Source organism: Nocardioides aromaticivorans, from assembly GCF_013408525.1.
In the GTDB taxonomy this organism is placed as follows: Bacteria; Actinomycetota; Actinomycetes; order Propionibacteriales; family Nocardioidaceae; genus Nocardioides; species Nocardioides aromaticivorans.
The window spans coordinates 1,145,918-1,165,561 of sequence record NZ_JACBZM010000001.1 but is presented as its reverse complement, the minus strand read 5'-3'; the positions used below and the strand labels follow the sequence as shown (position 1 = coordinate 1,165,561).

Here is a 19,644-nt window from a genome sequence, read left to right as displayed (position 1 = left end):
AACCCCACCCCGCACTGGCGGTGCAGGCCCATCGTGGCCGGGGCGCGGCGTTCCTAGCGTCGGAGTCATCCGATCCGACGACTCCCAGGAGCACCGCATGACCACCAGCCCCACCGCCACGGCCCTCGCCGTGCACGGCCTCACCCGCACCTACGGCACCGGCGACGCCACGATCTCCGCCCTCGCTGGCATCGACCTCGAGTTCCGCCGCGGCACCTTCACCGCGGTGATGGGCCCGTCCGGCTCCGGCAAGTCCACCTTCCTGTCCTGCGCGGCCGGCCTCGACCGGCCCACCTCCGGCCGGGTCCTCATCGGCGACGAGGACGTCACCGACTGGGACGAGGACCGTCGTACCCGCCTGCGCCGGGAGCGGATCGGCTTCGTCTTCCAGGGCTTCCACCTGCTGCCCTACCTCTCGGCCACCCAGAACGTCGCGCTGCCGGCCCGGCTCGCCGGCCACCGGCCCGACCGCGCCAAGGTCCGCCACCTGCTCGAGCGGGTCGGCCTCGGCGACCGCGCGCACCACCTGCCGGGCAGCATGTCCGGCGGCCAGCAGCAGCGGGTCGCGATCGCGCGGGCGCTGGTGACCGACCCCGAGGTGGTCCTCGCCGACGAGCCGACCGGCGCCCTCGACAGCGCCACCGCCCGCCAGATCCTCGCCCTGCTGCGCTCCAGCGTGACGGAGATGGGCCAGACCGTGGTGATGGTGACGCACGACCCCGTCGCGGCGTCGTACGCCGACGAAGTGGTCTTCCTCGTCGACGGCCGCGTCGCGGGACGGATGACCCACCCCACCGCCGACGCGGTCGCCGGCCAGATGGCGCACCTCGACGACCTGGTGGTGGCCCGATGAACTCCCTGGCCCTGCGCAGCCTGCGCCAGCGGCCGTTCGCGGCGACCGCCACCTTCCTCGCGGTCCTGCTCGGCACGGTCCTCATCGGCTCCTTCGCCACGCTGGCCGAGTCGTCCTCCGCCGCGAGCGGCACCGACGCCGACACCCTCGTCATCCTGGGCGCCGTGGTCGGTGGCTGGGGCTCGATGATCGTGCTCTTCTCCGTCGCCTCGACGGTCGGCATCACCACCCACCAGCGGGCCGGCGAGATCGGCCTGCTCCGCACGGTCGGGGCCACCCCGCGCCAGGCCCGGCGGCTCGTGGTCCGCGAGACGGCCGCCGTGACGACCCTCGCCGCGCTGCTCGGCGCGCTCGTCGCGAGCGTCACCGGCCACGCCCTGTTCGACCTGGTCCGATCCGGCGGGCTCGTCGCCGACGCCACCGTGTACGACGCCGGCCCGGCCTCCGTCGGCGCCGCCGCCGTGCTGGTGCTGGTCGCCGCCGGCGTGGCCACCTGGGTGGCGGCCCGGCGCGCGACCCGCGGCCCCGCGGGCGTCCTCCTCCGGGAGGCGGCCGCGGAGCAGGGCCGGATGCGCTGGTGGCGGGTCCTCGCCGCCGTCGTCCTCGTCGGCTACGGCATCGCGATGGCCGTGATCACCGTCGCGGTGACCGCGCACGACGAGGACCCCTACGCCGCGATGTCCACGAGCGGGTCGAGCTCGATCCTCGTCGGCGTCGGGCTCGCCGTGCTGGCACCGGTGCTGCTGCGGTGGTTCGCCGCTCCGGCCGGCCTGCTGGTCGGCCGGGCGGGCGCGAGCGGGCACCTGGCGTCGTACAACACGGCCCGGAGGGCGCACCTGCTCGCCGGCGTGCTCGCGCCGGTGCTGGTGCTGACCTCGGCCGCCGTCGGGACGCTGCTGCTGGTGGACATCGACGCCCGCACCCTCCCGGCCGGCAACCCCGACAGCGACACGATCACGCTGCTCAACAACGTCGTCGTCGGCATGCTGTCGCTGTTCGCCGCGATCATGGTGGTCAACGCGTTCGTCGCGGCGATCGCGCACCGTCGCGACGAGCTGCAGCGGCTGCGCCTGATCGGCGCCACCCCGCGCCAGGTCGAGCGGTCCGTCGTGGCCGAGGCGGCGATCGTCGCGGCGATCGGCGTCGTGCTCGGCACCCTCGCCGCCCTGACGACGGTCGTGCCCTTCGCGATCGCCCGGCACGAGGGCGCGGTCCCGGACGGCGGGCTGTGGCTGGTCCCGGCCGTCGTGGCGGGCGTCGTGGCGCTCACCCTCTGCGCCGCCCGCACGTCCGTGCGCGCACAGGTGGTCGGACGATGACAGACTTCACGACGATGCAGATCCTCGCGCCGGTCCGACTCGGGCGGCCGTTCGAGCTCACCGCCGACGGCCTCCTCGACCGGCTGCGCCTGACCCTGGTCTCCGCGGCGTACGCCGCCTCCTTCGTCCCGAGCCTGGCCCTCGCGATCCTGACCGTCCTCTGCCTGGCGCTCGGGCCGGCGCTGGGGCTGGGGATCCTGCTCGCCCAGGCCGTCGTACCGGCGACGGCGGGGCTCACGGCCCTGCACCGCCGGGTCAGCGGTCGCCTGCTGGACGAGGAGATCACCCCCGGCTACGCCCGCTCCGGCGAGGTCGCCGCCCTGGTGCGACCGGTGCGCTGGATGCGCGACCCGGCGCGGTGGCGCAATGTCGGCTTCCTGTGGTTCTCGGCGTCGGGCGGCTTCGCGATGTCGCTGCTGCCGGTGGCGCTGCTGACCCTGCCGGTCACCTGGCTGATCCTCGCCGTCACCGCCTCCGGCTGGATCTGGCTGCTCCTGCTGGTCCTCAGCGGCCCGGCCCTCGTGGCGTGGTGGTTCGTCACCCCGCCGCTCGTCCGGGCACGGGCGCTGGCCGAGCGGGCGATGCTCGGCGACTCGCGGGTCACCCGGCTCGAGCAGCGCGTCGAGCAGGTCGAGGAGTCGCGGGCGGAGACGCTCGACCACAACGCCGCCGAGGTGCGACGCATCGAGCGCGACCTCCACGACGGCGCCCAGGCCCGAATCGCGTCGGTCGGCATGAACGTCGGCCTCGCCGAGAAGCTCGTCCGCACCGACCCCGACGCCGCGGCGGCCCTGCTGCGCGAGGCCCGCGAGACGACCATGGACGCGCTCGACGACCTGCGCAGCGTGGTCCGCGGCATCCACCCCCCGGTGCTGGCCGACCGGGGCCTCGCCGGCGCGGTCCAGGCGCTCGCGCTCGCCCTGCCCGTCCCCACGTCGGTGGCCGTCGAGGTCCCGCGGCTGCCGGCGCCGGTCGAGTCGGCGGCGTACTTCGCGGTCGCGGAGTGCCTCGCCAACACCGTCAAGCACGCGGCTGCGAGCCGGGCCTGGGTCACCGGCAGGTACGACGGCGACCGGCTCCGGATCACGGTCGGCGACGACGGCCGCGGGGGCGCCGACGCCACGGGCTCCGGGCTCGCCGGTGTCGCGCGGCGGCTGGACGCCTTCGACGGCGACGTCCGGGTGCTGAGCCCGGCCGGGGGACCGACCCTGGTGGAGCTGGAGGTGCCGTGCCGGACAGCCTGACGGAGCAGCCGTTGCGGGCGGTGCTCGCCGAGGACCAGGCCCTCCTGCGGGTGGGCCTGACCCGGATCCTCGAGGCCGGCGGCATCGAGGTCGTCGAGGCGGTGGACAACGCACCCTCGCTGGCCCGGGCGCTGGCCCGCGAGGACATCGACATCGCGGTGGTCGACGTACGGCTCCCGCCGACGCACACGACCGAGGGCCTCGAGGCGGCGACCGCCGTCCGCGAGGCCCGCCCGGCGTTCCCGGTGCTGGTGCTGAGCCAGTGGGTGGAGCCGCTCTACGCCCGACAGCTGCTGGCCGGGGGAGAGGGCTCGATCGGCTACCTCCTCAAGGACCGGGTCGCCGACGTCGACGCCTTCCTCGCGGCCGTGCGGCAGGTCGCCGATGGCGGCACCGTGCTCGACCCGGAGGTCGTCGCCGCCCTCGTCTCCGCGCGCAGCCGCCCCCTCGACCGGCTCACCGACCGGGAGCGCGAGGTGCTCACGCTGATGGCCGAGGGCCGCTCCAACGCGGCGATCGCGGCCCGGCTGGTCGTCACCGAGAAGGCCGTCGGCAAGCACACCAACAACATCTTCGCCAAGCTCGACCTGCCGCAGGCGTCCGACGACAACCGCCGCGTGCTGGCGGTGCTGGCCTGGTTGGACGGCCGCTGACCGGGTCCGATTACTGTGACGGGGTGACTGAGCAGCTGACCGTCATCGTCCTCGCCGCCGGCGGGGGCACCCGGATGAAGTCGAAGACCCCGAAGGTGCTCCACCGCATCGCGGGGCGCTCCATGATCGGCCACGTGCTCACCGCGGTCGGCTCGCTCGAGCCGACCCGCGTGGTCACCGTCGTCGGCCACCAGCGCGAGCTGGTCGCCCCGCACGTCACCGAGGTCCGCTCCGACACCGTCCTGGCGGTGCAGGAGGAGCAGCTCGGCACCGGCCACGCCGTGCGCGTCGCCCTCGAGGCCCTCGACGCGCCGCCGAGCGAGGGCACAGTCCTCATCGCGTACGGCGACACGCCGCTCCTCGCGGGCGAGACGCTCCGGGCGTTCGCCGACTTCCACCGGGCGGCCGGCGCGGCCGTCAGCATCCTCAGCGGCATCGTCGCGAACCCCCACGGCTACGGCCGGATCGTGCGCGACGAGGCCGGCACCGTGCAGGCGATCGTCGAGGAGAAGGACGCGACCGAGGAGCAGCGGGCGATCACGGAGATCAACTCCGGCATCCTCGCCTTCGACGCCGCCTTCCTCGCCGACGCGATCGGCCGGATCGGTAACGACAACGCGAAGGGCGAGTACTACCTCACCGACGCGATCGCGCTGGCCCGCGAGGCCGACCTGACCGTCGCCGCGCACGCCGTCGAGGACGCCCTGCAGACCGAGGGCGCCAACGACCGCGCCCAGCTCGCCGAGCTCGGCCGCGAGCTCAACCGCCGCATCGTCACCCGCTGGATGCGCGAGGGCGTCACCGTCATGGATCCGGCGACCACGTGGATCGACGCCGACGTCGTACTGGCGCAGGACGTGACGATCCTGCCCGGCACCCAGCTGCTCGGCGCGACCGTCGTCGCCGAGGACGCGGTCATCGGCCCCGACACCACCCTCGAGGACTGTGAGATCGGCGCCGGCGCGCGGGTCGTACGGACCCACGGGCAGCTCGCGGTCATCGGCGCCGGCGCGACCGTCGGCCCGTTCGCCTACCTGCGCCCCGGCACCGAGCTCGGTGCCAAGGGCAAGATCGGCACCTTCGTCGAGACCAAGAACGCGACGATCGGCGAGGGAGCGAAGGTCCCGCACCTCTCCTACGTCGGCGACGCGGAGATCGGCGAGGGCAGCAACATCGGCGCCGGCACGATCTTCGCCAACTACGACGGCGTCAACAAGCACCGCACCAAGGTCGGCCGGCACGCGAAGACCGGCTCCAACAACACCTTCGTCGCCCCGATCGAGATCGGCGACGGCGCCTCCACCGGCGGCGGGACCGTCGTGCGCCGCAACGTCCCCGCCGGGGCGCTCGCGGTCAGCACCTCACCCCAGCGCAACCTCGAGGGCTGGGTGCTGAGCCGGCGGGCCGGCACCGCCCAGGGGGACGCCGCGGCCGCCGCGCTGGCCGCCCAGACCGGTGAACAGTCCGAAAACACGCAGGGACTTGGGGACGACCCCGCCGAGCAGGCAGAATCCTAGGCAGCACCTTCGCCGACCAGGGGAGTCACGCGCGTGAGCGGTCTGAAGAAGACGACAGAGAAGAACCTGATGGTCTTCTCCGGCCGGGCACACCCCGAGCTGGCGGCCGAGGTCGCGACGATCCTGGGCCAGCAGCTGGTCCCGACCGACGCGCGCGAGTTCGCCAACGGCGAGATCTACATCCGCTACGAGGAGTCGGTCCGCGGCTGCGACGCCTTCGTCATCCAGAGCCACACCACTCCGATCAACGAGTGGATCATGGAGCACCTGATCATGGTCGACGCGCTCAAGCGCGCCTCCGCCAAGCGGATCACCGTGGTCATGCCGTTCTGGGGCTACAGCCGCCAGGACAAGAAGCACCGCGGCCGCGAGCCGATCTCGGCCCGCCTCATGGCCGACCTCTTCAAGACCGCCGGGGCCGACCGGATCATCACCGTCGACCTGCACGCCGACCAGCTCCAGGGCTTCTTCGACGGCCCCGTCGACCACCTGATGGCGCTGCCGGTGCTGACGGACTACATCAAGGAGAAGTACGGCGACCAGGAGCTCGCCGTCGTCTCCCCGGACGCCGGCCGGATCAAGGTCGCCGAGCGCTGGGCGGCCCGCCTCGGCGGCGCCCCGCTGGCGTTCATCCACAAGACGCGGCGTACCGACGTCGCCAACGAGGTCGTCGCCAACCGCGTCGTCGGTGACGTGAAGGGCAAGATCTGCGTCCTCACCGACGACATGATCGACACCGGCGGCACGATCGTGAAGGCCGCCGACGCCCTCATGGCCGACGGTGCCGCGGGCGTGATCATCGCCGCGACCCACGCGATCCTGTCCGACCCCGCCGTCGACCGGCTGAAGAACAGCGTCGCCACCGAGGTCGTCATCACCAACACGCTGCCGGTCGCGCCGGAGAAGCAGTTCGACAAGCTGACCACGCTGTCGATCGCGCCGCTCGTCGCGCGGGCCATCCGCGAGGTGTTCGAGGACGGGTCCGTCACGAGCATGTTCGACGGGCACGCGTAGCGGAATCGCCGTTCCGAATTGCTGCGGTTTGGGACCAATCCGCAACATTTCGGGGCTGGGGCCTGCAGTTCGTGCCCAACCGGCGCACCCTGCGGGCCTGGCCTCACGCCTCGTCGAGCGACCTCACGAACGCCCCGAACCCCGGCAGCGTGAACCGCACCAGACCGTGGCCGACGGGCTCGATCACGCCCTTCTCGATGAGGCGCTCGCGCGGGTCGCTGATGGCGCGGCTGTCCCTGCCCATCGCCGCCGCGATCTGCGCCCGGGTCACGTTGCCCTCGCCCGCTGACGCCATCGCGACGAGGAAGGCCTGCTCGGTCGGCGTGGCCGCTCCCCAGCGGGCGCGATGCATCGCGTTCAGCTGGGTCCGGGCGTGCGGGACGCCGCGGCGTACGTCGTCGGCGGTCAGGACGGCGCCGGCGGCGGGGGAGGCGGCGTCCCAGGTCGTGTTGCCCAGCAGCTGCAGCAGGTAGGGATGGCCGCGGGCCTCGTCGGTCACGAGGGTGAGTGCGTCCTCGGCCCAGCTGACGCCCTCGGCCTCGGCGGTGCGGACCAGGGCGGCGCGGGCGTCGGTGGGGGCGAGGAGGTCGAGCGGGATGAACGAGCTGCGCTCCCCGAAGGTCGCCGCGCGGGTGATCGCCTCCGGTGTGACCGGGAGGCCCGCGGTGATGATGCTCAGCGGGACCGCGTCCGGCGCCCCGTCGAGGTTCTGCCACGCGTTGAGGAGTACGGCGAGCTCGCCCGGGTCGGCGGCGTGGAGCTCGTCGAGGAACACGAGCAGGCCGGCTCCGCCATGTGCGCGGACCAGGCGGGCGGCCTCGCCCAGCAACTCCTCGAGGGCCAGGATCGGCGTCGACACGGCGGCCGTCTCGCGGCGGCCGAGCTCGGCCTGGACCTTGGCGCCCGGTACGCCGAGCTCGATCGTGAGGCCCTCGAGCCGGGTGGCCCGGCCCGGGTCGCCCAGCGCGTCGTGCCGGGCGAGCGCGCCACGGACGCGCTCGGCCAGCTCCGGGAGGAGCCGCTGGTCGCGGGCGCAGGCGACCCACACGGACACGAATCCCAGGCTGGCGGCCTCGGCCTCGGCCGCGCGCAGCAGGGACGTCTTGCCGAGCCCGCGCGGGGCGTGGAAGACGAGCAGCGGGCCGGCGAGCTCGCCGTACGTCGACACCCGGGCGAGGCGGTCCTGGATACGACGGCGCTCGGCTGTGCGCCCGGCCAGGAAGCGGGGCGACTGGCCGGGTGTGAAGGGATTGGCGGGCGAAGGAGCCATGGCGTCGATACCTTCCGATACTTTCCGGAAGTATAGCCGGGTATCGACCGGGCCGGGGGGGAGCGCGAGTCGCGAGGGTCAGGCCAGTGCCGGCACCAGGGCCGTGCCCTCCCCGGAGACCAGGGCGGGGTCCGGGCGGCGCCCGGACGCGATCATGAGCAGCTCCTGCATCGGCCCCTCGATGGTCGGCCCCTCGCCGCGGGTCCACGCCACGTCGGTCGCGACCATCCGCACGCTCCGCACGAGCCTCCGCGTGCCCATCAGCGGAGCGAGGCGTCGTACCCGGTCGGCGGCGACGGCCGCCGCCTCTGGTGGCATCTCGTGGGGTCGCCCCAGCGGGCGGACGATGTCCTGGTGGTGGAGCAGCGCGTCGATGAGCGGCTCCACGGTGGTCGTCGTCGGCACGTGGCGGGTGCTCGTGGCGAAGCGGTCGAAGTCGGCGAGGATGCTCTCCCGCGTCTCGCGCGCGCCCAGCCGCTTCACCTCGCGGAAGATCATGGCGTTGTAGCTGCGGCCGAGGTTGCGGGCCATCAGGCCGCCCATCTCGCCCCAGCCGATCTGCGGGTTGGAGATGACGTGCGCCGCGATGTCGTGCACGGTCCAGCCGGGGCAGAGCGTGTCGTGCGCCCACTCCTCCGGCGTGATCTCGGCCAGGGTGGCGGCGAGTGCCGCGCGCTCGGCGTGGATCCAGGTCCATAGCGTGGCCTTGTCCATCGCGCGCTCCCTCGATCCGAACTGGTCAGTCTTCCTGACTGATATGGTCAGTCTTGTTGACCAGTTCGTCAAGGCAATTCGTGAGGGGGAGTCGTGGCCGGACCACATCCGGGTCTGCTGATGTTCATCGGTGCCCGCTACGTCGAGCAGCGCGTCGCCGACGCCGTCCTCGCTGCCGGGTACGACGACCTGACGCCCGCGATGGCCCGCGCCGCCGCGCGGCTCGGCGACGACGGCATCCGGGTCACCGAGCTCGCCGAGCAGGCGCGGATCACCAAGCAGAGTGCGAGCGTGCTCGTCGACCAGCTCGAGCGGTGCGGGTACGTCGAACGGGTGCCCGACCCGTCGGACGCCCGCGCCCGCCTCGTCGTCATCGCGCCCCGCGGCCGGGAGGTGCAGCGGCTCGCGCGGAAGGAGGAGCGGGCCATCGAGCGCGAGTGGCGGCGCCACCTCGGCGCGGAGCGGATGGCGGCCCTGCAGGACGCGCTGGTCGCGCTGCGGGAGATCACCGACCCCTACGCCCCGTAGGCCGGTGCGCGGATTTCGCCCCGTCCGCCGTCGTTGGGTAGCCTCTTCCGGTTGCCTCGGCGAGGGAGCACCCGCTTCTGTGACTCCGTGATCGACTGGGCCGGCTCGTCCCACGACGCCGCGCGCCCTGCCGATCATCGGGCCAGGGAAGCGCGGCGCTCCTGTCTCCGGGGTGATCACACCCGACAAGGACGACCGAGGAGTTTCCCCATGAGCACCGAGAAGATCACCGCCGAGCTGCGCACCGAGTTCGGCAAGGGCGCCGCCCGCCGCATCCGCCGCGAGCACAAGATCCCGGCCGTCGTCTACGGCCACGGCAACGACCCGATCCACGTCACCCTTCCGGGCCACGACACGATGATGGCGATCAAGCACGGTGGCGCCAACGCGCTGCTCGAGCTCGACATCAACGGCGAGAGCCAGCTCGCGCTGACCAAGCAGGTCCAGGTCGACCCGGTCCGCCGCGTCCTCGAGCACGTCGACTTCGTCGCCGTGAAGCGCGGCGAGAAGGTCACCGTCGACGTCCCCGTCATCGTCGTCGGCGAGGCCGCCGCCGAGACCCTCGTGGTCACCGAGAACGCGACCATCCAGGTCGAGGCCGAGGCCACCCACATCCCCGAGCAGTTCGAGGTCGACGTCACCGACGCCGAGGCCGGCACCCAGTTCCTCGCCAGCCAGATCGCGCTGCCGTCCGGCACCACCCTGCTCACCGACGCCGAGACGCTGGTCGTCAACGTGACCGCCGCGCAGACCGCCGAGGCCGCCGAGGCCGAGCTGGAGCAGGCCGAGGCCGAGGCCGGCATCGAGAAGGACGAGCCCGAGGCCGCCGACGCCGCCGAGGGTGGCGACAGCGAGTGACCTTCGGCCGGCTCAGGTGGTTCCTGGGCCGACTGATCTCCCCGGCACGGTCGTCCGTGCCGGGGAGTTCCGCGTCTCCGGACGCATCCGCCGCGACCGACGACACCGAGACCTGGAGCGATGACGTGAGCGACACCGACGTCTGGCTGGTCGTCGGCCTCGGCAACCCCGGACCGTCGTACGCCGGTCACCGGCACAACATCGGCTACATGGTCGTCGACGAGCTGGCTCGCCGGCTGGGCAGCGGCTTCCGCGCCCACAAGACCGGCCGCGCCGACGTCGTCGAGGGCCGGATCGGCGGCCCCGGCGCCGGTTCGCCGCGCGTCGTCCTCGCCAAGTCCCGCTCGTACATGAACGAGTCGGGTGGCCCGGTCAAGGCGCTGGCCACCTTCTACAAGGTGCCGCCCAGCCGGATCATCGCGATCCACGACGAGCTCGACATCGACTTCGGCACGCTGCGCTCCAAGCTGGGCGGCGGCGACAACGGCCACAACGGCCTGAAGTCCATGCGCTCCTCCCTCGGCACCGGCGACTTCTACCGGGTGCGCGCCGGCATCGGCCGCCCGCCGGGCCGCCAGGAGGTGGCCGACTTCGTGCTGTCGAACTACTCGACCACGGAGCGCAAGGAGCTGCCGTTCCAGATCGACACGGCCGCCGACGCCGTCGAGTCGCTCATCACCGACGGCCTCGAGAAGACGCAGCAGAAGTTCAACTCGTAGGCGCGAGCGCGTCGCCGAGCACCGAGTTGCCGGTTTCCGCCGCCGAGTTGCCGGTTTTCGGCGCCGAGTTGCCGATCTGTACACCGACAGGGGCTCAAACCGGCAACTCGACCGCCCAAACCGGCAACTCGACCGCCCAATCCGGCAACTCGGCGGGCATCGCTAGTCTGGCCCGGTGACTTTCGAGCCCGGAACCCCCGCCCCCGAGGTCGTCGCCGACGACCACCTGTTCGCTGCCTGGCTGGCCGAGGAGGCCGGCCGCCGCCTCCTCGAGGTGCGTGGTGAGGGGCTGGAGGGCAAGGAGCTCAAGGACGCCGGCGACCGGGCCGCGCACCTGCTGCTCATGGACCTGCTCGCGCAGCACCGGCCCGACGACGCCGTGCTGTCCGAGGAGGCCCTGGAGAGCGCCGCCGACAAGGACGCCCGGTTGACGGCGACCAAGGTCTGGATCGTCGACCCGCTCGACGGCACCCGTGAGTTCTCCGAGCCGCCGCGCGACGACTGGGCGGTCCACGTCGCTCTGTGGCAGGACGGCGAGCTCGTCGCCGGTGCCGTGGCCCAGCCCGCGCTGGGGGAGACCTTCAACACCGGCCAGCCTCCCGTCGTACCCCCGCGCACGTCGACGCGTCCGCGCATCGCCGTGTCGCGCACGCGCCCGCCGGCGTTCGTCGAGGCGCTCGCGGCCGAGCTCGACGCCGAGCTGGTCCCGATGGGGTCCGCCGGCGTGAAGATGATGTCCGTCGTGCGCGACGTCGCCGACGCCTACGTGCACGCGGGCGGGCAGTACGAGTGGGACTCGGCGGCGCCGGTCGCCGTCGCCCGGGCGGCCGGGCTGTTCACCTCGCGCGTCGACGGCAGCGAGCTGGTCTACAACCAGGCCGACGTCTACCTGCCCGACGTGATCGTGTGCCGTCCCGAGCTCTCCGAGAAGATCCTGTCCTTCATCGCCGCGAACGGCACCGACTGACCGCCAGCCCATGGCAGCGGACAGGGAGGCGACCGAGCGGCGCGGACCGGGCATCGACTGGCCCGCGACGTTCGCGGGCGCCGGTGCGGCGGTCACCGTCGCCGTCCTGCTCTCCACGCTCGGCGCCGCGGGCACCCTGATCGGCGCCGCGCTCGGCAGCGTCGTCGCGACCGTCAGCACCGCCCTCTACAAGCAGGGCATCGAGTCCAGCCGACGCCGCGTCGCCGAGGTGCAGGCCGCCGCCCTCGAACGCGAGGCGGCGCGGGCCCACCGGCACAGCGAGAGCAGCGAGGTCTCCACCGGCGAGATCCCGGTCCCGCCGGCGCCGGCGGGCAACCGCTGGGCGGCGCTGCCCTGGAAGCGGCTGGCGGTGCTGGCGGCCGTCGTCTTCCTCATCGCCGTCGTCGTGATCAGTGCGATCGAGCTCATCGCCGGCAAGAGCGTCTCCAGCATCACCGGCGGCACGGACGGCAAGGACCGTACGTCGATCGGCGGCGTCCTCGGTGAGGACGACAGCGACGACGACCGTCGGAAGAAGGGCGTGACGCCCAGCGACACGGCGACCCCGACGCCCAACGACACCGCGAGCGCCACCGTCGAGCCGACCGGCGCGACGACCTCCGCGACGCCCTCGGGGTCGGCGACCCCGAGCGCCACGGCGACCGTCACCGAGACGGTGACGCAGACGGCCGAGCCGTCGACCGGCGAGTCCGCGGCACCCACCGACGCCACGACCCCCTGATCCTGCCGATATCCGGTTGTGGGCGGCCGCCGCTGTTCGTGAGAGTGGCGCCATGACGTCGTACATCTCGCACACCACGGTCGACTGCGCCAACGCCTACGAGCTCTCGGAGTGGTGGAAGCCGGTCCTCGGCTATGTCGACCTCGACGGCGACCCCAACCTGCCCGGCCACGAGGAGTGCATGATCCGCGACCCCGAGACCGGCCACCAGGTGCTGTTCATCGAGGTGCCCGAGGCGAAGACGGTGAAGAACCGCGTCCACTTCGACCTCCGCCCGCGCGAGCGCACCCGCGACGAGGAGATCGACTGGCTGATCGAGTACGGCGCCACGCCGATCGCCGACCACCGCGGCATCCACGGCCCCGGATCCGGCTGGATGACGTTCGCGGACCCGGAGGGCAACGAGTTCTGCGTCGTCCGTTCACCGGCGGAGCTGGCCTCCCAAGCCTGAAGCTGGCTGGGCCGCGGGACAGGCCGGCAGCGTGGCGGGAGGCGTCGCCCTGCGAGCTTGCTCGCCGCCCTTCGCCGGAGACACGCTCGGCCCGACGAGTCAGAAGACGTTGAGGGGGCGGAACTGCACGGAGATCCGCGGCCCCGCCGAGGCCACCTTCGGCACCGCGTGCTCCCAGGTCCGCTGGCACGACCCGCCCATGACGACGAGGTCGCCGTGGCCCATCTCGACGGCGAAGGCCTCCTCGCGGCGCTCCGGGTCGCGCGGGCGCAGGTGGAGCCGGCGGGGGTCGCCGAGCGAGACGATCGCGACCATGGTGTCGTCGGTCGAGCCGCGGCCGATGGTGTCGCCGTGCCACGCGACGCTGTCACGGCCGTCGCGGTAGAAGCAGCAGCCGGCGGTGCGGAACGGCTCGCCGAGCTCGGGTCGGTAGCGCGCCGTCAGCTGGTCACGGGCGGTCGTCAGCCGTGGGTGCGGCAGCTCCTCGCCGATCATGTAGGTGTAGACGAGGCGGGGGACGTCGACCACGCGGTCGTACATCGCCCGGCGCTCGGCGCGCCACGGCACGTCGCGCACGAGCGTCGCGAACACGTCGTCGGCGTCGGCGAGCCAGTTGCGGGCGACGTCGACCCAGGCGCCGTTGCTCAGCGCCCGGCGCTCGATGCGGGCCACCTCGGGAGTGGTGGCGGTGTCGAAGAGGCTGCTCTGGAAGTCCACCGACATGGGGACAGCGTACGCCGCTCTTCGAACAGGTGTTCGCATTGCCTCGACCATCGCAAGCGTGGTGTCGCGCAGGGGCAAAGGATTCGCCATTCGCGGGACGACCGTCGCGCCGGATCCCTAGCCTCGCACCGTGGCAGCAGTTCAGGGCAGCACGACGGGGCGGTCGCTCAAGCACGTGGCCATCCGCGAGTACGTGCGCAGCCTGGTCGGTGACCGGGCCCCCGGCACGCCGGCTCCGTCCGAGCGCGAGCTGGTCGACCGCTTCGGCGTCGCCCGGATGACCGTTCGCCAGGCGCTCGACGCGCTCGTCGGCGAGGGCGTGCTGGAGCGGCACCCGGGCCGGGGGACGTTCGTGGCCGGCCCACGTCGTACCGCCACGGGCGTGCGGGGCCTGACCGACGAGCTCGCCCTCCGGGGCGTGGCCGTCGAGACCCGCACCCTGGTCGCCGAGAGCGTCCCCGCGGGGGAGGCGATGGCCGGCGCCTTCCGGGTCCACCCGGAGGAGCCGCTGGTGCGCTGGGTCCGGCTGCGGGTCGGCGACGGCCGCCCGGTCTGCCTCTCCGAGACCTACCTGCCGGCGGCCTTCGCCGGGGACCTGCTCGACCACCTCCCCGCCAGCCTGTACGACGAGCTGGCGGCCCGCGGCCACCGGCCGACCTGGGCCGAGGACGCCGTGAGTGCCGGCCTCGCGACGGACGAGGAGGCGACCTTGCTGGAGCTCCCCCAGGGGTCGCCGGTGCTGCGGTTGACGCGCCGCGCGCTGGACGGCGAGACGGTCGTCGAGATGTCACGCTCCGTGCTGCGCGGCGAGGACTACACGCTGCACCTGCAGCTGCGCGACTGACGGTCGGTCCGTCCGCTCAGCCCGGCGCCACGCTCAGGCGTCGGCCAGCCGACCCAGCGGGGCGACCGCCTCGCCGGTCTCCTCGCACACCCACTGCGGGTCCGGGCCGCCGAGGTCGGGGTCGACGTGCAGCGCGTGGACCGGGCCCTCCGCGCAGTGCGAGCAGACCGGCCACAGGCCGCCGCGCTGGTCGCGGCCGAACTCGTCGGCCAGCGCGTCCTGCAGGTCCTGGGCGATCAGGCCGGCGATGTACGGCGCCCCCTCGGCCCACTGCTCGAGCCACCAGCGGCGCTCGGAGCAGGCCTCCTCGAGCAGGTTCACGGACGTGGGCGTGTCGAGCGAACGGGCCGCCAGGTCGGCCAGCACCTGTGCTCGTGCCACATAGATCACGCTGTCGTCCACAGGTCCATTGTGCGGGGGTTTCCCAACCCGGTCGCGACGGGCACGGGGTGCGGCACCCGCCGTACGGCACCCCGACGAGAGGACTCACCGTGGCCGAGCGTGACATCGACATCCCTGCCTGGACCGACCTCGACCGCCTCGACGAGGACATGGCGCTCCTCGCCGACCAGCTCCGGTCGATCACCCGCTACGCCCGCACGTGGGTGTGCCAGCGCGCCGGCTTCGAGCCGAGCCCGCTGTGCCTGCTGCGGCCGCTGGCGCCGCTCCTTGACCTGGTGGCCGACGGCTTCCTCGAGCTCGAGCGCCTGGCCCTCGCCGACTGGGCCGACCTCCGCGAGGGTGTCGCCGGCACCGGAGGTGACCTGCGCGAGCTCGACCTCCGGGTGCGCGGGCGGATGCCGGTGGTCGCATGAGCGGGCTGCTGGCTCCCGAGCCGCCGGAGCTCCCCGAGCCCGCGCTGGGGGAGTCCGCGCTCGTGCACGACGCCGACTTCCGCGCGCTCGACGCGACCTTCGGCGAGGTCCGCGACGTCGTCAACCTCGGCATCGACGCGCTCGACGACCTCGGGTTCGGCCTGCGCCGGCTGCCGGAGGGGAGCCTGGAGGAGTTGCTCGTCCTCCCGCTCAGCGGCGACCACCACCGGATCCGGCAGAACGCCGATGCCGTGCGGCACGTCGAGACCGCCCTGGTGCAGTACGCCGCCAGCACGGCGCGGCTCGCCGTCGCGGCCGACCCCCGGTGGGGTGGCGACGCGGCGGCGGCGTACCTCCTGCGGCTGGGGGTGCACGCCGGCGTCGCCCGCGGGTGCGCGGAGGTCGTGACCGTCGCCATCCCGGTGCTGGGCGAGGTGGCTGAGGTCGCCGAGCGGACGGCGGTCGAGGTCGAGGAGCTCGTCGTCGAGCTGGTCGAGAAGGGGCGCCGGTTGATGGCCCGCCTGCTCGCGCGGGTGGCCGGGCCGCTCGGCTGGGGCGTGCTCGCTGCGGACGTCGCGCTCCACGGGATCGACGCCGTCACCGACCTCGTCGACGACGCGCGCCGCCTGCTCGCGATCATCGACCGGCTCACCGAGATGAAGGGTGAGCTCGCGACGTGGGTCGAGGAGCAGCGGGAGCGGCTGGAGCTGCTCCGGGAGGTGGGGGACGTCGCGCGGGCGCGGCTCGCCTGACCTCGGCGGTCAGTCGGTGTCGGCGGCCGGCAGACCCTCCAGCTCGCGCGCGATGTTGTTGCGCGCGGCGGCCTCCCAGGCAGCGATGCCGTGGGCGGTGTGGAAGAGCTGTGGCTTGGCAGCCAGCGCGCGCAGCACGTCGGCGCGCCCGGCGGCGAAGACCTCGTCGGGAAGGTGGGCGTACTCCTTGCGCACGGCGGCGACGTACTGGTCGTAGCGCTCCTGCGGCGCGGCCAGGATCGAGAGGTCGGCGTCGGTGAGCGCGCAGCCGTTGGCGTCACCGTCCTGGGGCCGGTGGTGCTCGGTCAGCCGCACGAGGCGGACGACCTCCGCCAGCGACGCCTCGTCGACGTGGGGCGCCAGTGCCTCCTCGGCCCACGTGGCCGAGCGCTCCTCGGCGTCCCGCTCGCCGTCGTACACGGCGTCGTGGAACCACGCGGCCAGCTGCACCGGGACCCGTTCGAAGGGCGTGCCGGCGGCGGCCAGCTCGTCCAGCCGTGCGAGCACGTCGCGCAGGTGGCCGGTCCCGTGGTGGCCGCGGCTCGGGTCGGCGTACGCCGCCAGCACCTCGTCGCGCAGCGCGTCCGCGCCGGTCAGGGGCCAGGGCAGGTCGGGATGGTCGTCCTCCATGCGGACATTCAAACCGACCGCCCCAGCCCCTGTCATCGAGGGGTCGGCAATCCAGCAGGCTCAGTCGCCCTTGACGTTCACGATCTGGCGCAGCGTGTGCCGGACCTCGACGAGCTCGGCCGCGTCGGCCATCACCCGGTCGATGTCCTTGTACGCCGCCGGGATCTCGTCGATGAACGCGTCGGTGTCGCGGTACTCGATCCCCGCCATCGCCTCCCGCAGCTGCTCACGGGTGAACGTGCGACGGGCCTTGGAGCGCGAGTACTCCCGCCCCGCGCCGTGCGGCGCCGAGTTGAGCGCCAGCGCGTTGCCGAGCCCGCTGACGACGTACGACGCCGTCCCCATCGAGCCCGGGATGAGCCCCGCACGCCCGCGCTCGGCGTTGATCGCGCCCTTGCGGGACAGCCACACGTCGCGGCCGAAGTGGTGCTCCTGCTCGGTGTAGTTGTGGTGGCAGTTGATCTCCTCGACGCGCTCCACGTCGTCGGCGGAGCCCAGGCCCACCCACTCGGCGAACTGGCGCACGACCCGGTCCATCATCTCCTCGCGGTTGAGCAGGGCGTAGCGCTGCGCCCACCGCATCTCGCGGATGTAGGCCCAGAACTCGTCGGTGCCCTCGGCGAGGTAGGCGAGGTCCTTGTCGGGCAGCGGGATCCACCACTTCTCGCACAGGTCACGCGCGACCTTGATGTGGTGCTGCGCGATCTTGTTGCCGACACCGCGCGACCCCGAGTGCAGGAAGAGCCACACGCGTCGCGCCTCGTCCACGGTCACCTCGATGAAGTGGTTGCCGGACCCGAGGGTGCCCAGCTGCAGGTCCCAGCGCTTCGCGTAGCGACCCGGCTCGAAGCCGGCCTCGGCCGCGGCGGCGGTGAGCTCCTCGAGCCGGCGCTCGGTGTGCGCGCGGGAGATCCGGCTGTTCGCCGCACCGGCCGACAGCGGGACGGCCCGCTCGATGGCCTCGCGGAGCGGTCGCCGGTCGGTCGGCAACTCGTCGGTGGTGAACCGGGTGCGCACGGCGATCATGCCGCAGCCGATGTCGACGCCCACCGCGGCAGGGATGATCGCGCCGAGGGTCGGGATGACCGAACCCACCGTCGCGCCCAGGCCGAGGTGCGCGTCGGGCATCAGCGCGAGGTGCGGGTGGATGAACGGCATGCTCGCCGTCGTCACCGCCTGGTCGCGCGTGCCCTGCTCGAGGATCGAAGCCCAGTTGAGGAGCTTCGGGGTGATCTTCTCCATCGTGGTGTCCTGCGTCGTGGCCCTTCTCGTTCGTTCCGTGGTGGCCGCGGTCGCGGCCGGCGGAGAACGGTACGGGTCGGGGAAGGGCCTGACCTAGGCATTTCCTGGGTGGTGGCTTCGGGGTGCCCGCTCGCGGGAGTTTCACCGGCCGGCCGGTGATTCTCCCGCGCTTGGACGACGAAACTCACGCTTGGACGATGAAACTTCGTCGTCCAACCATGAGTTTCACCGGCCGGCCGGTGAAACTCCCACCGCCCACGTCCCGGCGTACCTGCGCGAACGCGTGCGACCCAGGGTGGACATCACCCGGTCGCTCCTCGCTCTCGTCCTTCGGTTGGCATCGGGGGGTTGGCCGGATCGTAGGGCAGGATGGAACACGTGAGTGCTGACGACGCCCGGGCCGAGCTCCACCGACTCCGGTCGAGCATCGACAACCTCGACGCCGCCCTCGTGCACCTGCTGGCGGAGCGCTTCAAGTGCACCGAGCAGGTCGGCCGACTCAAGGCGAGCGCCGGCATGCCGCCCGCCGACCCGGCCCGCGAGGCCGTGCAGATCGCCCGCCTGCGGTCGATGGCGGAGAGCTCCGGCCTCGACCCGCACTTCGCCGAGAAGATCCTCAACGTGATCATCGCGGAGGTCATCCGCAACCACGAGCAGTTCGCCGAGGACGCCGAGGGCGCCGAGGTCTGACCCCCGGCCGCGACGTGGCCTGGGCTCAGGCCGGCACGCTCACGCCGAGGAAGGCGCGCAGCAGGGCGGCGACCGCCGCCGGGTCCTCGTACGGCGCCAGGTGGCCCACGCCCGGGAGGACCTCCAGCCGCCCGTCCGGTACGCCGGCCGCGAGCTCGGCCAGGACCGGCGGAGGTGTCGCCACGTCGTCGGCGCCGGCGACGGCGAGCAGGGGGACGTCCACCGCGCCGAGGCGGTCGCGCGCGTCGAAGCCGGCGAGCGCCTCGCAGCAGCGGGCGTAGCCCTCGGGGTCGACAGCGGCCAGGTCGCGCAGGGCGTCCTGGACCCGCCCGTCGGCCGCCGCGGTGATCGCGGGGCCGAACCAGCGTGCCGGCGACGACGCGACCATCGGCGCCATGCCCTCGGTTCGGACCAGTGCCGCGCGCTCGTGCCAGGGTGCCGGCGTGCCGAAGACGGCCGCGCTGCACAGCGACGCGACGCCGGTGAGCCGCTCCGGGGCGTCGAGCGCGAGCTGGACCCCCACGGCGCCGCCGATCGAGTCGCCGGCGTGGGCGAAGACGGTGTCGGGCCCGGCCGCGTCGGTGACCGCGGCGAGCACGGCGGCCGCCAGCTCGGCCATCGAGAAGCCCGGGGTCAGCCGGTCGGCCGCCGGGCTGTGCCCGTGGCCGGGGAGGTCCCAGCCGATGACGTTCCAGCCCGTGAGCAGGCCGGCGACCGGCCCCCAGAGCCGGTCGACCGTCGTACCGAGGGAGGGGCCGACGACCAGGAGGGGCCGGCTGGGGACGCCGGACAGGTGGCGCAGCGCGATCGGGGGCAGCATCAGATCGCCGACGGGTGCTCGGTCAGCGCGGTGACCTCGATCCGCATGTACGGGAACAGCGGCAGGTTGGACAGGATCTCGTGCAGCCGCGCGTTGGAGGCGACGTCGAAGATGCTGATGTTCGAGTAGTGCCCCACGATCCGCCAGATGTGCGGCCACTCGCCGCCGCGCTGGAGCTCCTGGGAGTACGCCCTCTCCCGCGCGACCACGTCCTCCCTCTCGGCAGGGTCGAGGTCGCGCGGGATGTCGACGTCCATCCGGACCTGGAAGAGCATCAGG

Annotated in this window: 24 protein-coding genes; 16 read left to right on the top strand and 8 right to left on the bottom strand. The window is 73.2% G+C overall.

Going from position 1 to position 19,644, the window contains the following annotated elements:
• Positions 1-97 precede the first annotated feature (97 nt).
• The 6 genes from BJ993_RS05440 to BJ993_RS05415 are packed head-to-tail and all read left to right on the top strand — an operon-like array spanning position 98 to position 6,600.
• Positions 98-853 (top strand): ABC transporter ATP-binding protein, encoded by a 756-nt coding sequence (locus tag BJ993_RS05440; RefSeq protein ID WP_036551018.1) that lies wholly within the window; start codon positions 98-100, stop codon positions 851-853.
• Complete coding sequence (locus BJ993_RS05435; protein ID WP_179648005.1) at positions 850-2,172, top strand: FtsX-like permease family protein; 1,323 nt, start codon at positions 850-852, stop codon at positions 2,170-2,172. Before BJ993_RS05440 ends, BJ993_RS05435 begins: the two co-directional genes overlap by 4 nt.
• The gene (locus BJ993_RS05430; RefSeq protein WP_036551023.1) at positions 2,169-3,416 is read left to right on the top strand and encodes a sensor histidine kinase; all 1,248 of its coding nucleotides are present in this window, start codon (positions 2,169-2,171) and stop codon (positions 3,414-3,416) included. The genes BJ993_RS05435 and BJ993_RS05430 overlap by 4 nt, the downstream gene beginning before the upstream one ends.
• A gap of 11 nt (positions 3,417-3,427) precedes the next feature.
• Positions 3,428-4,069: a LuxR C-terminal-related transcriptional regulator gene (locus BJ993_RS05425; RefSeq protein WP_179652001.1), complete on the top strand. Its 642-nt coding sequence runs from the start codon at positions 3,428-3,430 to the stop codon at positions 4,067-4,069.
• Positions 4,070-4,092: 23 nt separating this feature from the next.
• On the top strand, positions 4,093-5,586 hold the full coding sequence (gene glmU, locus BJ993_RS05420; protein WP_179648004.1) for a bifunctional UDP-N-acetylglucosamine diphosphorylase/glucosamine-1-phosphate N-acetyltransferase GlmU: 1,494 nt from the start codon (positions 4,093-4,095) through the stop codon (positions 5,584-5,586).
• A 33-nt stretch (positions 5,587-5,619) separates the two neighbouring features.
• Positions 5,620-6,600: a ribose-phosphate diphosphokinase gene (locus BJ993_RS05415; protein WP_036551026.1), complete on the top strand. Its 981-nt coding sequence runs from the start codon at positions 5,620-5,622 to the stop codon at positions 6,598-6,600.
• 103 nt (positions 6,601-6,703) lie between these two features.
• Here BJ993_RS05415 and BJ993_RS05410 read toward each other — a convergent pair whose 3' ends face one another.
• Both BJ993_RS05410 and BJ993_RS05405 read right to left on the bottom strand, forming a co-directional pair.
• Positions 6,704-7,870, bottom strand: a complete 1,167-nt coding sequence (locus tag BJ993_RS05410; RefSeq protein WP_179648003.1) for a DUF8462 domain-containing protein — start codon at positions 7,868-7,870, stop codon at positions 6,704-6,706.
• Positions 7,871-7,948: 78 nt separating this feature from the next.
• Positions 7,949-8,584, bottom strand: coding sequence for a maleylpyruvate isomerase family mycothiol-dependent enzyme (locus BJ993_RS05405; RefSeq protein WP_036551028.1), 636 nt, complete (start codon positions 8,582-8,584; stop codon positions 7,949-7,951).
• Positions 8,585-8,677: 93 nt separating this feature from the next.
• Here BJ993_RS05405 and BJ993_RS05400 point away from each other — a divergent pair, with 93 nt between their 5' ends.
• From BJ993_RS05400 to BJ993_RS05375, 6 genes are all read left to right on the top strand, one after another.
• Complete coding sequence (locus BJ993_RS05400) at positions 8,678-9,112, top strand: MarR family winged helix-turn-helix transcriptional regulator (RefSeq protein ID WP_308645486.1); 435 nt, start codon at positions 8,678-8,680, stop codon at positions 9,110-9,112.
• A gap of 210 nt (positions 9,113-9,322) precedes the next feature.
• Positions 9,323-9,970: a 50S ribosomal protein L25/general stress protein Ctc gene (locus BJ993_RS05395; RefSeq protein ID WP_179648002.1), complete on the top strand. Its 648-nt coding sequence runs from the start codon at positions 9,323-9,325 to the stop codon at positions 9,968-9,970.
• A 125-nt stretch (positions 9,971-10,095) separates the two neighbouring features.
• A complete protein-coding gene (gene pth, locus BJ993_RS05390) occupies positions 10,096-10,689 on the top strand; it encodes an aminoacyl-tRNA hydrolase (RefSeq protein WP_179648001.1) in 594 nt (197 codons plus the stop codon).
• A gap of 175 nt (positions 10,690-10,864) precedes the next feature.
• Positions 10,865-11,656, top strand: a complete 792-nt coding sequence (locus tag BJ993_RS05385) for a 3'(2'),5'-bisphosphate nucleotidase CysQ (protein WP_179648000.1) — start codon at positions 10,865-10,867, stop codon at positions 11,654-11,656.
• Positions 11,657-11,666: 10 nt separating this feature from the next.
• Positions 11,667-12,398, top strand: a complete 732-nt coding sequence (locus tag BJ993_RS05380) for a hypothetical protein (RefSeq protein WP_179647999.1) — start codon at positions 11,667-11,669, stop codon at positions 12,396-12,398.
• Between the two features lie 52 nt (positions 12,399-12,450).
• A complete protein-coding gene (locus tag BJ993_RS05375; protein WP_179647998.1) occupies positions 12,451-12,849 on the top strand; it encodes a VOC family protein in 399 nt (132 codons plus the stop codon).
• A 99-nt stretch (positions 12,850-12,948) separates the two neighbouring features.
• On the opposite strand, the gene BJ993_RS05370 is transcribed toward BJ993_RS05375, so the two are convergent.
• The gene (locus BJ993_RS05370; protein WP_179647997.1) at positions 12,949-13,572 is read right to left on the bottom strand and encodes an alpha-ketoglutarate-dependent dioxygenase AlkB; all 624 of its coding nucleotides are present in this window, start codon (positions 13,570-13,572) and stop codon (positions 12,949-12,951) included.
• Positions 13,573-13,702: 130 nt separating this feature from the next.
• On the opposite strand from BJ993_RS05370, the gene BJ993_RS05365 reads away from it, so the two are divergent.
• On the top strand, positions 13,703-14,416 hold the full coding sequence (locus tag BJ993_RS05365; RefSeq protein ID WP_308645485.1) for a GntR family transcriptional regulator: 714 nt from the start codon (positions 13,703-13,705) through the stop codon (positions 14,414-14,416).
• A gap of 33 nt (positions 14,417-14,449) precedes the next feature.
• Here BJ993_RS05365 and BJ993_RS05360 read toward each other — a convergent pair whose 3' ends face one another.
• The gene (locus tag BJ993_RS05360) at positions 14,450-14,818 is read right to left on the bottom strand and encodes a DUF8819 family protein (RefSeq protein WP_036551040.1); all 369 of its coding nucleotides are present in this window, start codon (positions 14,816-14,818) and stop codon (positions 14,450-14,452) included.
• Between the two features lie 89 nt (positions 14,819-14,907).
• On the opposite strand from BJ993_RS05360, the gene BJ993_RS05355 reads away from it, so the two are divergent.
• On the top strand, positions 14,908-15,231 hold the full coding sequence (locus tag BJ993_RS05355) for a hypothetical protein (RefSeq protein ID WP_179647996.1): 324 nt from the start codon (positions 14,908-14,910) through the stop codon (positions 15,229-15,231).
• Positions 15,228-15,983: a hypothetical protein gene (locus BJ993_RS05350; RefSeq protein WP_179647995.1), complete on the top strand. Its 756-nt coding sequence runs from the start codon at positions 15,228-15,230 to the stop codon at positions 15,981-15,983. The genes BJ993_RS05355 and BJ993_RS05350 overlap by 4 nt, the downstream gene beginning before the upstream one ends.
• A gap of 9 nt (positions 15,984-15,992) precedes the next feature.
• On the opposite strand, the gene BJ993_RS05345 is transcribed toward BJ993_RS05350, so the two are convergent.
• Complete coding sequence (locus BJ993_RS05345; RefSeq protein ID WP_242530338.1) at positions 15,993-16,613, bottom strand: HD domain-containing protein; 621 nt, start codon at positions 16,611-16,613, stop codon at positions 15,993-15,995.
• Between the two features lie 60 nt (positions 16,614-16,673).
• The gene (locus BJ993_RS05340; RefSeq protein ID WP_179647994.1) at positions 16,674-17,855 is read right to left on the bottom strand and encodes an RtcB family protein; all 1,182 of its coding nucleotides are present in this window, start codon (positions 17,853-17,855) and stop codon (positions 16,674-16,676) included.
• Positions 17,856-18,233: 378 nt separating this feature from the next.
• On the opposite strand from BJ993_RS05340, the gene BJ993_RS05335 reads away from it, so the two are divergent.
• Positions 18,234-18,545: a chorismate mutase gene (locus tag BJ993_RS05335; RefSeq protein ID WP_308645484.1), complete on the top strand. Its 312-nt coding sequence runs from the start codon at positions 18,234-18,236 to the stop codon at positions 18,543-18,545.
• Positions 18,546-18,570: 25 nt separating this feature from the next.
• Here the strand turns inward: BJ993_RS05335 and BJ993_RS05330 are convergent, their stop codons facing one another.
• Both BJ993_RS05330 and catC read right to left on the bottom strand, forming a co-directional pair.
• Positions 18,571-19,365, bottom strand: coding sequence for an alpha/beta fold hydrolase (locus BJ993_RS05330; RefSeq protein WP_179647992.1), 795 nt, complete (start codon positions 19,363-19,365; stop codon positions 18,571-18,573).
• Positions 19,365-19,640, bottom strand: coding sequence for a muconolactone Delta-isomerase (gene catC / locus BJ993_RS05325; RefSeq protein ID WP_036551053.1), 276 nt, complete (start codon positions 19,638-19,640; stop codon positions 19,365-19,367). Before catC ends, BJ993_RS05330 begins: the two co-directional genes overlap by 1 nt.
• Positions 19,641-19,644 lie beyond the last annotated feature (4 nt).